This window comes from Priestia sp. FSL W8-0524 (assembly GCF_038005965.1).
Taxonomy (GTDB): domain Bacteria; phylum Bacillota; class Bacilli; order Bacillales; family Bacillaceae_H; genus Priestia; species Priestia zanthoxyli.
In genome coordinates, this window is sequence record NZ_JBBOUG010000001.1 from 3,902,507 (window position 1) to 3,916,523 (window position 14,017).

General features: G+C 40.5%; 14 protein-coding genes. All 14 read right to left on the reverse strand.

From position 1 onward, the window contains the following. Positions 1 to 27 precede the first annotated feature (27 nt). On the reverse strand, positions 28 to 675 hold the full coding sequence (locus NST66_RS20420; RefSeq protein ID WP_028411450.1) for a thiamine diphosphokinase: 648 nt from the start codon (positions 673 to 675) through the stop codon (positions 28 to 30). 116 nt (positions 676 to 791) lie between these two features. Further along, positions 792 to 1,448, reverse strand: a complete 657-nt coding sequence (gene rpe, locus NST66_RS20425) for a ribulose-phosphate 3-epimerase (RefSeq protein ID WP_013058916.1) — start codon at positions 1,446 to 1,448, stop codon at positions 792 to 794. A gap of 2 nt (positions 1,449 to 1,450) precedes the next feature. Beyond that, entirely contained in the window at positions 1,451 to 2,332 is an 882-nt protein-coding gene (rsgA, locus tag NST66_RS20430; protein ID WP_013058917.1) for a ribosome small subunit-dependent GTPase A, read from the reverse strand. A gap of 13 nt (positions 2,333 to 2,345) precedes the next feature. Then, positions 2,346 to 4,391 (reverse strand): Stk1 family PASTA domain-containing Ser/Thr kinase, encoded by a 2,046-nt coding sequence (pknB, locus tag NST66_RS20435; protein ID WP_047751791.1) that lies wholly within the window; start codon positions 4,389 to 4,391, stop codon positions 2,346 to 2,348. Between the two features lie 5 nt (positions 4,392 to 4,396). Continuing rightward, entirely contained in the window at positions 4,397 to 5,140 is a 744-nt protein-coding gene (locus NST66_RS20440; protein ID WP_028411452.1) for a Stp1/IreP family PP2C-type Ser/Thr phosphatase, read from the reverse strand. Between the two features lie 4 nt (positions 5,141 to 5,144). Then, complete coding sequence (rlmN, locus tag NST66_RS20445; protein ID WP_028411453.1) at positions 5,145 to 6,236, reverse strand: 23S rRNA (adenine(2503)-C(2))-methyltransferase RlmN; 1,092 nt, start codon at positions 6,234 to 6,236, stop codon at positions 5,145 to 5,147. Between the two features lie 2 nt (positions 6,237 to 6,238). Then, the gene (gene rsmB / locus NST66_RS20450; protein ID WP_028411454.1) at positions 6,239 to 7,579 is read right to left on the reverse strand and encodes a 16S rRNA (cytosine(967)-C(5))-methyltransferase RsmB; all 1,341 of its coding nucleotides are present in this window, start codon (positions 7,577 to 7,579) and stop codon (positions 6,239 to 6,241) included. Next, positions 7,572 to 8,510 carry a methionyl-tRNA formyltransferase gene (gene fmt, locus NST66_RS20455; RefSeq protein WP_028411455.1) on the reverse strand — a complete coding sequence of 313 codons (939 nt, stop codon included), beginning with the start codon at positions 8,508 to 8,510 and terminating at the stop codon, positions 7,572 to 7,574. Before fmt ends, rsmB begins: the two co-directional genes overlap by 8 nt. A 10-nt stretch (positions 8,511 to 8,520) precedes the next feature. Further along, a complete protein-coding gene (gene def / locus NST66_RS20460; RefSeq protein ID WP_013084828.1) occupies positions 8,521 to 8,994 on the reverse strand; it encodes a peptide deformylase in 474 nt (157 codons plus the stop codon). A 70-nt stretch (positions 8,995 to 9,064) separates the two neighbouring features. Next, entirely contained in the window at positions 9,065 to 11,479 is a 2,415-nt protein-coding gene (gene priA, locus NST66_RS20465) for a primosomal protein N' (RefSeq protein ID WP_028411456.1), read from the reverse strand. Further along, a complete protein-coding gene (gene coaBC / locus NST66_RS20470) occupies positions 11,476 to 12,693 on the reverse strand; it encodes a bifunctional phosphopantothenoylcysteine decarboxylase/phosphopantothenate--cysteine ligase CoaBC (protein ID WP_221817790.1) in 1,218 nt (405 codons plus the stop codon). The genes priA and coaBC overlap by 4 nt, the downstream gene beginning before the upstream one ends. 180 nt (positions 12,694 to 12,873) lie before the next feature. Beyond that, on the reverse strand, positions 12,874 to 13,095 hold the full coding sequence (rpoZ, locus tag NST66_RS20475) for a DNA-directed RNA polymerase subunit omega (RefSeq protein ID WP_013058926.1): 222 nt from the start codon (positions 13,093 to 13,095) through the stop codon (positions 12,874 to 12,876). Positions 13,096 to 13,097: 2 nt separating this feature from the next. Next, the gene (gene gmk, locus NST66_RS20480; RefSeq protein WP_013058927.1) at positions 13,098 to 13,712 is read right to left on the reverse strand and encodes a guanylate kinase; all 615 of its coding nucleotides are present in this window, start codon (positions 13,710 to 13,712) and stop codon (positions 13,098 to 13,100) included. Between the two features lie 13 nt (positions 13,713 to 13,725). Continuing rightward, positions 13,726 to 13,986, reverse strand: coding sequence for a DUF370 domain-containing protein (locus NST66_RS20485; protein WP_013084831.1), 261 nt, complete (start codon positions 13,984 to 13,986; stop codon positions 13,726 to 13,728). Positions 13,987 to 14,017: the final 31 nt, after the last annotated feature.

Below are 14,017 nucleotides of genomic sequence, written 5' to 3' on the forward strand. Positions count from 1 at the left end.
TGTCCTGCTCTCATTTTCCATACTTCATCACAAGCAACGTTTATCATTGCTTCTTACCATCATTAATATGCCTTTTGTAAATGAAAAAGTACCTCTTTGTTGAATAAGTTCATTGCTAATACATAAAGTTGAGCCGAGTTCTACTTCATGCTTATTGAGCGGATATTTGAAACCTTCTAGCGTAAGCTCTTTTACACCGCCTGCAAAAGGAACGAATGAAATATAGTGAAACTCCTTTAAACGATCAACATGATAAGTGCCTGGTTCAAACAATTGAATGATATTTTGATTGTCAATCATTTGTACATTCGCTTTCTTTTTTAAGCCTTTGTACAGGAGCTGAATGCTTCCAAACATGTGGTCAAGTCTTCCACCTGTTGCTCCAAAGATACAAATACTGTCCGGTTTTTGCTCTATTGCCCACTCAAAAGCAAGTTCCAAATCAGTTGCATCTTTTTCCGCAGGATACAATTCAACATCTTGTAATGCTTCTCTCACTCGCTTAAGCTGCGCATTTGTAATGGAATCAAAATCTCCGAATGCTTTCACGGGCAAAATGTCTTGTTGAAGAAGCAGGAATACGCCCCGGTCTACTCCTACCCACTTTACATCATTTGATTGGTGCAGGAGTGGCATATGTTCATCCGGTCCCCCTGCTAGAATATGAATTTTCATTATGTATATGCTCCTTTTCTATTAAAAAATGAACGAAATAAATATGTTTTCTTTATCCTAAAAGAAAAAGCTGCTGTGTACAAGTTCTACCCGTTGTACACAGCAGCTTTTATTACTTACGCTTGAACAGTTGTGCGAATTTGGCTGATTGCGCCAGCTCGATCTTCTTGATTATAAATAGCTGAGCCAGCCACTAAGACATTTGCTCCTGCTTCTACACATTTTCTTGCTGTTTCTTCATTAATTCCTCCATCAACCTCTACTTCAATAGAAAGGTGACGGATTTCAATAAGCTGAGAGATTTGCTCAATTTTCGGCAGTACACTTGGAATGAAGTTTTGTCCTCCAAAGCCTGGGTTCACCGTCATTAATAAAATAAGATCGATATCTTCTAAGATATGCTTTACCACGTCAATTGGCGTTGCAGGATTTAAAGCAACGCCTGCTTTCATGCCGTGCTCTTTGATTAATTGAATGGTGCGGTGCAAATGAGTACACGCTTCAGCATGTACCGTTAAAATATCAGCACCCGCCTTTGCAAACATTGGAACGTATTGATCTGGGTTTTCAATCATTAAATGCACATCTAATGGCAGTGTTGTGACAGGGCGTACAGCCTCAACGATAAGCGGTCCAATTGTAATATTAGGAACAAAATGGCCATCCATGACGTCTATATGGATGTAGTCTGCTCCACCTGCTTCAACTTCACGAATTTCTTCAGCAAGCTTTGAAAAATTGGCAGATAAAATGGAAGGTGCGATTTTTGTCATTTTTAATACCTCGGCTTTCTTTGCTTAATTTCCTCAATAAATTGCAAGTAATGTTCGTAGCGATAACTCGGAATTTCTTTTTGTTCGTATGCTTCTTTCACCGCACATTTTGGTTCTTTCACATGCAAACAACCTCGAAATTTACACTGTTCACTCAAACGCGACATTTCAGGAAAACAATCGGTCAACTCTTCTACTTCTAACGTTAAAAATTCCAGTGAGCTAAAGCCTGGCGTATCAGCTACTAAACCTTCACCAAACGAAATCAGTTCTACATGACGTGTTGTATGCTTTCCTCTTCCAAGTGACATTGAAATATCATTTGTCTTTAACTCAAGCTCTGGTTTAAGCGTATTTAGCAGTGAAGATTTACCTACACCTGACTGTCCAGCAATAACCGTTACGCGATCTTCAAATAACGGCTGAATTTGTTCCATGCCTTTTTCTGTGACTGTCGACGTTAAAATGACCTCATATCCTATTTTACGATATTCTTCGGCATATTGCTCGATTTCTTGCTTTTGCTGCTGTGATAAAAGATCTACTTTTGAAATACAAATAATAGGTTCAATATGATTAGACTCCACTAACACTAAAAATCGGTCAAGAAGCATTGTACTAAAATCAGGTTCAATCGCTGAAAAAACAAGCAGCGCCTGATCAACATTTGAAATTGGGGGACGAACTAATTCATTTTTACGTTCTTTAATTTCAAGTATATATCCTTCAAGCTTATTTTCCGCCTGAAATACTACATTGTCACCGACTAAAGGCGTTACCTTCTTTTTACGAAAAACACCTCGTCCTCGACATTGCGTTACTTGTCCGTCATGAAGAACATAATAAAATCCGCTAAGGGATTTAATAATTCTTCCTTCTGGCATAACCTCACTCCTATCACTCTGGATATTCAACGTCTTTTTCTTCAATAACTTCCCCGTCTCGGACAATTTTATAAGACGCTTTTTCATTTTCATCAACTAAAACATCGAATGATTCTTTTGTTGTTTCAGTAATCGTTAGTTCTTTAGCAGGAACCGACATATCGTTATCTGCATCTTCGATATAAATTTGTACTTTTTGCGGCTTTGGCTTTTCCTCTTCTGTTTCAGTGGCATCGCCTGTTTCCGTTGCGTCGCCTTGTTCCGTGCTTGCTTCGGTGTCAGCCTCTTCTTTATACGGAATGGTAACATCCACTGACACCGTTTGAGGAGCTTTTGGCTCTTTGCCCATTGAGACCGTAATGGTGAGCTTATCACCTTGCTCAATACTCTGCTCCGCTGCAGGCTTTTGAGACATCACAAGACCTTTTTCAACAGTGTCGGAATACGCTGTTTTTACGTCCACTTCAATATCTTCATCTGATGCATAATCTTTTACGCTTTTTTCCGTCCAGCCCGAGAAATCCTTTAATGCAATCTTCGGCGGACCTTTACTTACCCATAGCGTAACCGTTGTATCTTCCGGCACGACTTGTTCGGTTTCTTTAGGCGTCTGATCTGTAATATTGCCTTTTGGTTCTGTGCTTTCAACTTCGATGGATTGGATATCTTTATAATTCTGCTTTTCTAACAGACTTTTTACTTCCGTAAAGCTTCTTCCAATGTACCGGTTAAATGCTTCTTTTTTCTTTCCTGTACTTCGATAAATAATGACGTTAGAGCCTTCTTTGATCACGTCTCCCGCTTCTGGCATCGTTTTAACCACGTCGCCTTCTTCCACCTCATTATCAGATATATCTTTAGGATTCTTCACTTTAAAGCCTAAAGAAACTAAATCGGTTACAGCTGATTCATAATCTTGATTATGTAAATCAGGAACCTTTACGTCTTTTGGCAGTAATAAAGCCGGAATGAATGTAACGGCGGCTACGCTAGCAGCTGCCAGCAGCAAAAAAATTAAAACAAGCGTTACAATCAGCTTGCTTTTGCCTTTTTTCTTTTTCTTCTTTTTTTTCTTCGGCTTTACTTCTTCTTCTTCTTGTTCTTCGCGCTCTAAGTGAGGTGGTTTTCTCACAGGTACGTGCGTTTCTTCGGATTCAACAAAATCCTCCTTAATAACGGGAATGGCTTTTGTCACTTCTTCATCATCAGGCACCGTAAATCTTTGTTCATTATAACGATTTGGATGAACAGCAGACTGTAAATCCGCTTCGAGTTCTTCGACGGAACTGTATCGGTAAAATGGATCTTTAGTTGTTGCTTTTAATACAACATTCTCCACGCTTTGAGGGATAGATGGATTCCACCTTTTTGGAGAAGGTGTTTCTGTCTGTAAATGTTTTAATGCAATTGACACAGCCGATTCCCCAGAAAAAGGGACTCGACCCGTTAGCAATTCAAATAGGACGATGCCAAGCGAATAAATATCAGAACGCTTATTCGCAAGCCCTCCCCTTGCCTGTTCAGGAGATAAATAATGAACAGAGCCCAAAACAGAATTAGTATGCGTAATGGTTGTAGAACTTAGTGCTACGGCAATGCCGAAGTCAGTAACTTTAATGGTATCATCATGATCAATTAAAATATTTTGAGGCTTAATATCCCGGTGAATAATTCCGTACTGATGAGCATGGGCAATAGCTGATGTAATCTGCGTCATAATATGTATGGCTTTATCAAGAGATAATGGTGATTCTTGCAGAATGTATTGCTTTAATGTCATACCCGGTACATATTCCATGATGATATAGTAAATATCTTCTTCTTCTCCAACATCATAAATGCTGACAATATTAGGATGAGCAATACTCGTAGCAGATTGAGCTTCTCGATGGAAACGCTTTATAAACGCATCGTCACTTGCAAAGTCTAAACGAAGCACTTTAATTGCCACATCACGATCCAAAATCATGTCGCGACCTAAATAGACGTTTGCCATTCCGCCTCCACCAATTACTTGCAATACCTTATAACGGTCGTTTAGCCGTCTACCTATTAGCAACACTCTCACCCACTTTCAGATGTAAAGTCCACAATTGCAAGTGTAATATTGTCTTCTCCACCAAGCTCATTTGCTAATTGAATCAGGCTCGTACCCTTTTCGTGAAGTGATGAACTTGTTGATAACGTTTCGTTCAGCTTTTGTTCCGTTACCTTATTTGTCAGTCCATCTGAACATAATAATAATCGATCTTCTTTTTCCACTTCAATTGTTTTTACATCTAAACTAACATTTTCTTCGGTACCTAGTGCTCGCAATAAGATATTTTTTCGCGGATGATGTTCAGCATCTTCTTTTGTGATTTGACCATTTTTTACGAGTTCATTCACAAGAGAATGATCTTCTGTTACTTGTTGAAATCCATATTCATTGGAAATATAGCACCTGCTGTCTCCTATATTACCAATCGCACAAAACGTATCGGCGCATAAAGCAAGTACAACTGTCGTACCCATGCCTTTACACTCTTCATGCTCCTGAGCATACCGATAAATATCTTGATTAATTTGGGAAACATGCGTACGAATCCACTGCGTCGCCTCATCAGGAGACGTTACTTTGTTCGCTTCTTCCCACGCTATTTGCAATTTTTGAACCGCCATCTCACTGGCGATGTCGCCAGCTCGATGACCTCCCATACCATCAGCCACAATTGCAAGCAGCTGATTATGTTGGTTCAAAAATACCCCTCCGTTATCTTCATTGTGTTGTCTAACTCTCCCTCGGTCTGTCATGAAGACAGTTGCCATACAATCACCTCGTCTCTTCTTTACGCTCCTTCGCACGTAATTGGCCACAAGCTGCATCGATGTCATGACCTTGCTCACGTCGAATAGTCACGTTAACGCCACGCTTTTTAAGCGTACGTTCAAATGCAAAAATCTGTTCACGCGGTGTACGAACATAATCACGCTCAGGCACATAGTTTACCGGAATCAAGTTCACGTGACATTTAACGTCTTTAATCAAATCCGCTAATTCCTCCGCATGCTCTACTTGATCGTTTACTCCTCCGAATAGACCATACTCAAAGCTAATACGTCTTCCCGTTTTATCCGTATAATATTTAATGGCTTCCATCAAATCAGGAAGTTTATACGCGCGGTTAATCGGCATTAAGCGTGAGCGGATGTCATTGTTTGGAGCGTGAAGTGAAATCGCAAAATTGATTTGCATTTTTTCATCAGCAAACTTATAGATTTTTGGAATGATTCCACTTGTCGATACTGTGATATGACGTGCACCAATATTTAATCCATCATCACTGTTAATTGTTTTTAAGAAGCGCATCATTTCATCATAGTTATCAAATGGCTCCCCAATACCCATAATTACGACAGAGCTCACGCGTTCTCCTTGTTCATCTAGCGCTTTTTGTACTTTTACTACTTGCGCTACGATTTCTCCAGCTTCTAAGTTACGCTTTAAACCTCCAAGAGTAGACGCACAGAACGTACAGCCGATGCGACAGCCAACTTGAGTTGTTACGCAGACAGAATTTCCGTATTCATGACGCATAAGCACCGTTTCAATCGTATAACCGTCATGGAGTTCGAATAAAAACTTCATCGTGCCGTCTCCAGACGTTTGCTGAACAACTGTTTTTAATGTCGTTAATGCAAATTTGTCTTTTAATTGTTCACGTAATCCTTTAGATAAGTTTGACATATCGTCAAAGTCCGTTACGCGTTTAACATATAACCAGTCAAAAATTTGTTTAGCACGGAACTTCTTATCACCATGTTCCACTAACCAATTTTCTAGGTCGTGCATTTCTAATGAATAAATAGATGGTTTTTGCGTTTTTTCTTCTGCTTTTGCTTTTCTTTTAGCTACTTCTTCCATTTTTACACCTTCTTCTGTAAACATGCAATATAAAATCCATCGCTTTGTGCATCTGGCAGCAATTGAATTTCACCATGTTTTACGTTTTGTTTAAGTCTTTGCGGCATGCGTGCAGCAAGCGTTTCGTCTTTTTGAAAATCAGCATGATCTGCTAAAAATGCTGCTACAACATCCCCATTTTCATCCCGATCAATTGTACATGTACTATATACGAGGGTCCCACCTTTTTTTAATAAAGGCGCAACCGCATTTAAAATATCTTGTTGAATACGCGCCAGCTGCTTTACATCCTGCTCAGTTTTTGTATATTTCAAATCAGGTTTACGTCTCATCACACCAAAACCTGAGCACGGGGCATCTACTAAAATGCGGTCAAACATTTCTTTATCAAACTGTTCACCGGCTTTGCGGCTGTCTTGAACCGTTGGCTCAATATTGGTAAGATGCAGACGCTCTGCCTGCTGGGCAATCAGCTTTACTTTATGGTCATGAATGTCCAAGGAAATAACTCTACCACTGTTTTTAAGCTGCTCTGCAATATGAGTTGATTTTCCTCCCGGTGCAGCACAGCTATCTAAAATCAGCTCTTCTGCTTCTGCGCCTAGTGCATGAGCTACTAACATAGAGCTTTCATCTTGAACGGTAAACATTCCTTCACGAAATGCTTGTGTATGAGCTGCATTTCCTTTTTGAACTTCTAGCGCTTCTTCTACAAAATGGCCTGGTTCTACAACAATACCTTCTTTTTCTAGCGCTTCTTTTACTTCATTTTGCGTAAAGCGTGCACTGTTTACTCGGATTGTTTGTTTAGGGGCCATTAAATTAGCTAAACAGATTCCGCGTGTTTTGTCCAATCCATATTGTTCCACCCAGCGTTTTACAAGCCATACTGGATGACTCGTTTCAATTGCCAAGCGCTCCACAGGATTTTGTATTTCTTCTAAAGAAGGCGTGCCGCTGCGCTGAATATTTCGTAAAACGCCGTTTACCATTGAGGCAATTCCTTTGTGACCACGTTTTTTAGCAATTTCTACTGCTTCATGAAGGATTGCCCGGTCAGGTACTCGGTCTAAATACATCATCTGATAAAGAGATAAACGAAGCAGCACTCGCACCCAAGGCTGAAGTTTTTTGGGATTTTTCAAGAAAGGGGCTAACCCGTAATCTAACGTATCGCGTCTTTGAATCGTTCCATACACGATTTCCGTTAACAGCCCTGCATCTTTCCCTTGAATACCACGTTTTTGTATACTGTTATTTAACAATAGATTGCTGAATGCCTGATTTTTTTCAATAGCTAGTAAAATATCTAAAGCTATGTCTCGAACGTTGTACTTACTCATTGACATCCCCTAATACTGTTCCGACTTCAACAGATGTACCTCGTAAATACTGCGCTGCATCCATACGTTTTTTTCCAGCCGGCTGAAGTTCCGTCACTTTAATAGCTGTTTCATTTCCAGTTGCTACTACAAATCCGTCCTCTTCAAGTGATAAAACGGTACCCGGTTTGCCTGATGCGGATACTTTCTCTCCCCACCAAATTTTCATGACTTGACCGTCTGCTGTTGTATAAGCAACGGGCCAAGGATGAAGTCCGCGGATATGATTATAAATTTCTTCTCCTGTACGGGCCCAATCAATTTTCTCTTGTTCACGCTTAATATTAGAAGCAAATGTCGCTTCGCCATCGTTTTGTTTAACCGGCGTAATTTCACCTTTCACAAGAGAAGGAATGGTTTCTGAAAGCAATTTTGCACCAGCAGCGCTGAGTTTATCGTGAAGTGTGCCCACGTGATCACGTTCTTCAATCGGAACTTCTACCTGTGTTAAGATATCACCTGCATCTAATTTTTCTACCATATACATAATTGTAACACCAGTTTTCGGCTTACCTTGTAGAATTGAATAGTGAATCGGCGCGCCTCCGCGCAGTTCAGGTAACAGAGAAGCATGTACGTTAATACAGCCGTATTTAGGCGCTTCTAAAATAGGAGTTGGTAAAATTTGACCAAAAGCCGCTGTTACAATTAGGTCAGGCTCATACGCTAACACTTGCTGATATTCTTCTTCTAAACGAATCTTTTCTGGCTGCAGTACAGGTATTTCATGTTTTAACGCCTCAACTTTTACAGGAGGAGGTGTTAATACGCGCTTGCGTCCTTTTGGTCGGTCCGGCTGTGTAACCACTGCGACCACTTCATATCCATCTTTAAGTAATGTTTGTAAAACCGGCACTGAAAAATCCGGCGTTCCCATAAATACGACTTTCATCGTGTAAAACCTACCCTTCTAGTTCATCCTCTTCGTAATACTTTGTTACTTTTTCCGTGAACAATACACCGTGTAAGTGATCAATTTCATGTTGAATGGCTCGTGCTAAAAAACCTTTTGCTTCTATAAAATAAGGTTTTCCTTTACGATTTTGCGCACGTACTTTCACATAATCAGCTCGAGCCACGTCACCAAAAAGGCCCGGAAAACTTAGGCAGCCTTCTGGACCGATTTGTTCGCCTCGTTGCTCAATAATTACCGGATTAATTAACTCAATTTTACCGTGTCGATCGTCCACGTCTACCACTGCCACTTGCTGCAGAACTCCTACTTGAGGAGCAGCTAGACCCACACCGTCTGCTTCAAGCATTAAATCATACATGCCGTTTAGTAATTTCGCTAATTTATTATCAAAGTTTTTAACGACTTCACACTCTTGTTCAAGTACTTCATTAGGATGGTAAACAAGCTTAAGCTTAGCCAAATAGGCACCTCCTTTATTCTTTCTATTTATATCCAAAAAGCTTCTTCTTTAACGCCATCAAGACGACTAGTTACATCATCGAGTATGGATTCAAATCAATTGTAATCGTTAAATTTTCCTTCTGCATTTCCGCTTGATAACGTTCTAATATATATTTCAACAGCGGAATCAGGCTTGGTTCCAGCTTGTATTTTAACATGCATTGATAGCGATATCTATCTTTTATCTTAGCAATGGGAGATGCGACTGGCCCTAAGATCGTTGTTTGCGGCGAAAGTTTCTGACCCAGATACTGCGAAATTTTGTCTGTAACAGACACCACTTTTGCAATATTTTCATGAGATACGGTGACAAGCGCCAAGTAAAAGAAAGGCGGATATTTATGCATTTTACGAATTTCCATCTCCTGCTTATAAAACGCATCGTAATCATGCTGACTCGCAAGTTGAATGCTGTAGTGCTCAGGCGTGTACGTTTGAATCACTACTTCTCCTGGAAGCTTGTGGCGTCCTGCTCTTCCGCTTACTTGTGTTAAAAGCTGAAACGTTTTTTCAGATGCACGAAAGTCAGGTAAATTCAGCATCGTATCTGCTGTTAAAACGCCTACAAGCGTGACGTTTGGAAAGTCTAGCCCTTTGGCAATCATCTGCGTCCCTAGTAAAATTTGCGCTTCTCCACTTGCAAACTTGTTCAGGAGCTTTTCATGCGCGCCTTTTCGGCTTGTCGTATCAACATCCATTCGCACGACTCTAGCCTCAGGCAGCACTTTTGTTAATTCTTCTTCCACTTTTTGTGTACCAGATCCAAAAAAGCGGATATGTTCGCTGTGGCATTCCGGGCACTCAGTGTGCACATGTTCTTCGTGTCCGCAGTAATGGCATTTTAATTTATTTTGATAGCGGTGATACGTTAGTGAAATTTCACAGTGCTCACATGTCGGAACGTAACCGCAGTCCCTGCACATAACAAAAGAAGAATGGCCTCTTTTATTTAAAAATAAAACGATTTGCTCTCCTTTTTCCAAACGGTTTTTCATCTTTTCAAACAGCATAGTTGAAAACATAGAGCGATTGCCGCTGCGAAGTTCCTCTCTCATATCAACAATATCCACCGACGGCATCGATGACTTATTCATTCTTTGCTTTAACGTCAGTAGCTTATATACACCTTTTTGCGCTCTTGCAAAGGACTCAAGCGTTGGTGTTGCACTTCCTAAAATGACTGGACACTGATGATGCTGCCCTCGGTAAATGGCTACATCTTTTGCATGATAACGGGGGTTTTCTTCTTGTTTATAACTCGTCTCATGTTCTTCATCGATAATAAGAAGGCCTAAATTTTCAAATGGAGCAAATACAGCAGAGCGGGCCCCTACCACAACGGATACTTCTTTTCGCTGAATTTTTCGCCATTCATCGTATTTTTCTCCAGTAGACAAGCCGCTATGAAGCACAGCAACTTTTGAGCCGAACCGCTCTTTAAACCGCTTGACCATCTGAGGGGTAAGTGAAATCTCCGGAACAAGCATAATCGCTTCTTTTCCTTTTTTTAATACTTGATCAATCGATTGGAGATACACTTCTGTTTTTCCGCTTCCCGTTACTCCATACATTAAAAACACATCGTGAAGATTTTCTTCGATGTCCTGCAGAATCGGTGCGATTGCCTCAGCTTGTTCATCGGTCAATTGAAATGGCTTTGACGGTGTAAAGTATCGATCTTGATAAGGATCACGGTATATTTCAATTTCCGTTTCCTCTAAGAGTCCTTTGTTAATCAGCGCTTTTATAGGAGCGGAGGTAATCTGCAAATCTTCCGCTATTTCTTTTATGGCTACTTCTTCATTTCGCTCGAGCATAAAAGACAGCACTTGCTTTTGCTTTTCTGCCTGCTTATTTAACTCGTTCATAAACTGTTGAATGTCTTCAAGGCTTTGATTCAGTTTTACGCCTTTTGCCGTTTTTTTGTTTCCTTTGTTTTTCACCACGTAGACGACTTCAATTAGACCTTTTTGAATATCACGGTGAAAAGCAGGAGCAGCGGCTGTTTTTTCCACTTCACTCCACTTCAGCGAGGATCTTGACTGAAAAAACGGCTTGACTTGCTCATGAAGCTGTTCGTATGCCTCTTTTGAAAGGAGTGACAGTTCTTTATCATATTTTGCTTTCATCGCCGCAGGCAGCATGACTTGAAAAGCCGATATCATAAAACAAAGCGTTTTTTCTGTTAGCCAGTGCCCAATCTCTAACAGTTCAGGAGTCAGAACCGGCGTTAAATCAAGCAAGTCAGCGATTGGTTTAACACGCTTAACTTCAGCCTCTTCTTTAAGAGCCACCACAAACCCTTGAACTTTTCTTGGACCAAACGGAACGACAACTCGCATACCCGGAACAATAATTCCTTTCCATTTGTCAGGAATGGCGTAGTCAAAAGCTCGATCTGTTTGTTTAGCAGCCACGTCCACAATTACACTAGCTACACTCATTTTCTCCGCCCTTCTAACATTTCCTTCACTTCTTTTAACACCTCGGTAGCTACATCGTGTTTTGAAAGAATGGGAAGTTCTTTAGACTCTCCGCTTCGCTTATAGAGCGTCACAATATTTGTGTCCGTCCCAAAACCTGCTCCTTCTGTCGTCACGTTATTGGCTACAATCATATCCAAGTTTTTAGATGCAAGTTTCTTTTGTGCATATTCATCCACTTGTTCTGTTTCTGCTGCAAAGCCGACTAAAAGCTGGTGTTCTTTTCGCTCTCCAAGCGTGCGTAAAATATCTGGTGTTCTCTCTAGCTCTAATACTGCTTCACCAGGCTGCTTTTTCATCTTTTGATCAAACACATACTTTGGTCGGTAATCTGCCACTGCGGCTGATTTAATGACAACATCTGCTTCATGATAGCGCTGCATAACAGCTTCAAGCATCTGCTGCGCGCTTTCAATTTGAACAACCTGCACCCCTTTTGGATACTCTAAATTCGTCGGTCCCGTTACAAGTGTTACCGATGCACCTAACTTAGCAGCTTGTTCTGCAAGAGCATAACCCATTTTCCCAGTAGAGCGATTGGTGAAAAATCGGACGGGATCAACGCGTTCTACCGTAGGTCCTGCTGTAACCAATACATTGATACCGTCAAAGATTTTTTGTGTATCTGATACTTTGGAAAAATAAGAGCCGATTAGTGAAACAATTGTTTCTGGCTCTTCAAGACGACCTTTTCCTACATAACCACATGCCAAATACCCTTCTCCTGGTTCTACAAAAGAGTAACCAAATGATGAAAGAGTGCTCATATTTTTTTTAACAGCGGGATGATCGTACATATGAACATTCATTGCAGGCGCAATCCACACAGGTGCAGTAGCAGCAAGCAGCGTTGTGGAAATCATATCATCTGCAAGACCATTTGCTATTTTCCCTATCATATTAGCCGTAGCAGGAGCCACTAAAATTAAATCGGGCCAATCGGCTAAATCAATATGTGCAATCACAGATGGATCTTTTTCATCAAACGTATCTGTATAAACTGGGTTTCGAGACAGAGCTTGAAACGTAAGCGGCGTTACGAACTCGCGTGCTGAAGCAGTCATCATTACTTTAACTTCCGCTCCTGCTTGTACTAATTTACTTGTTAAAGCTACGGCTTTATATACGGCGATTCCGCCGCTAACACATAATAAAATTCGTTTTCCCTTCATCATTATGCCCCCATCTATTTATCCCGCTCAACCAGCATCCGCTTGTTTACTCGGGTAACTATCTAAAGCTTTTCAATTCAATTATTATACCATTTTTGTAGTGAGACATTCACTATCCTGCTTGAATACAAACAAAAGCATCAAAAAAATAACAACCTATAAAGTAGGTTGTTATTTTTTCACTTACTGATGTTTAGAATCTTCTTCTGCTACACCTTGCTTATAGCTTAATTGTTCAGCATTAATTTCTTCTAAAGCACAGCCTACAAACTTATAAGAAACCGGCTTTTCAATCGGCGTATCATTGTGAAGCTGTAATTGACGAGCGCGTTTTGCAGCTACTGTCACAAGCGTGTACTTAGAATCTAATTTTTCCATTAGGGAATCAATTGATGGATAAAGCATGTTTATTCTACCTCCAGCATTCTTTTATAGCGCGCAGAAATACGATCACGACGGCAGTGTTCAGCCGTTACGATAGCACGGATGCGAGCACAAGCATTTTCTACTTTGTCATTTTCTACAACATAATCGTAGGCGTCCATAAGTTCAATTTCTTCTTTTGCCACGCGCATACGGTTATTGATTAAGTCTTCTGTTTCAGTACCGCGGTTTACGATACGACTTTTAAGCTCTGATAAACTCGGCGGTGCCAAGAAGATGAACAAACCTTCTGGAAATGCTTCTTTCACTTGAAGAGCACCTTGCACTTCAATTTCTAGAAATACGTCTTTTCCTTCAGATAACGTTTGTTCTACATAATCAACCGGGGTACCGTAGTAGTTGCCTACGTATTCAGCCCACTCTAATAATTTCTTGTTTTCAATCATGCGCTCAAACTCTTCGCGTGGTTTGAAGAAATAGTCAACGCCGTCTACTTCACCTTCGCGGGGCTTTCTTGTTGTTGCAGAGATAGAATACTGCAATTTAATGTCTTCTTGCTCAAACAATGCTTTTCGTACCGTTCCTTTTCCAACACCTGATGGTCCGGAAAGAACAATTAATAAACCTCTTTCAATCATCGGTTCAAGTGACCTACCCTTCTAATAATTCTTCTTTGTTTATAAGTCGCTGCGACACAGTTTCTGGCTGTACAGGAGCTAAAATAACATGATCGCTATCCATAACAATAACAGATCGTGTTTTACGTCCTTGCGTTGCATCTATTAAAGAGCCTCGATCTTTTGCATCTTGAATAATGCGTTTGATTGGAGCTGATTCAGGATGAACGACAGAGATTATACGATTAGAAGAAATAAAATTTCCAAATCCAACGTTCACTAATTTACCGCTCATAAGAAGCCTCCTGCTATACCAATATAATCTT

Excerpts from the sequence above, each read along its gene's own strand:
- NST66_RS20420 (WP_028411450.1), bottom strand. The coding sequence starts at position 675 with ATGAAAATTCATATTCTAGCAGGGGGACCGGATGAACATATGCCACTC.
- rpe (WP_013058916.1), bottom strand. The coding sequence starts at position 1,448 with ATGACAAAAATCGCACCTTCCATTTTATCTGCCAATTTTTCAAAGCTT.
- rsgA (WP_013058917.1), bottom strand. The coding sequence starts at position 2,332 with ATGCCAGAAGGAAGAATTATTAAATCCCTTAGCGGATTTTATTATGTT.
- NST66_RS20440 (WP_028411452.1), bottom strand. The coding sequence starts at position 5,140 with ATGGCAACTGTCTTCATGACAGACCGAGGGAGAGTTAGACAACACAAT.
- rlmN (WP_028411453.1), bottom strand. The coding sequence starts at position 6,236 with ATGGAAGAAGTAGCTAAAAGAAAAGCAAAAGCAGAAGAAAAAACGCAA.
- rsmB (WP_028411454.1), bottom strand. The coding sequence starts at position 7,579 with ATGAGTAAGTACAACGTTCGAGACATAGCTTTAGATATTTTACTAGCT.
- fmt (WP_028411455.1), bottom strand. The coding sequence starts at position 8,510 with ATGAAAGTCGTATTTATGGGAACGCCGGATTTTTCAGTGCCGGTTTTA.
- priA (WP_028411456.1), bottom strand. The coding sequence starts at position 11,479 with ATGAGTGTAGCTAGTGTAATTGTGGACGTGGCTGCTAAACAAACAGAT.
- coaBC (WP_221817790.1), bottom strand. The coding sequence starts at position 12,693 with ATGATGAAGGGAAAACGAATTTTATTATGTGTTAGCGGCGGAATCGCC.
- rpoZ (WP_013058926.1), bottom strand. The coding sequence starts at position 13,095 with ATGCTTTATCCATCAATTGATTCCCTAATGGAAAAATTAGATTCTAAG.
- gmk (WP_013058927.1), bottom strand. The coding sequence starts at position 13,712 with ATGATTGAAAGAGGTTTATTAATTGTTCTTTCCGGACCATCAGGTGTT.
- NST66_RS20485 (WP_013084831.1), bottom strand. The coding sequence starts at position 13,986 with ATGAGCGGTAAATTAGTGAACGTTGGATTTGGAAATTTTATTTCTTCT.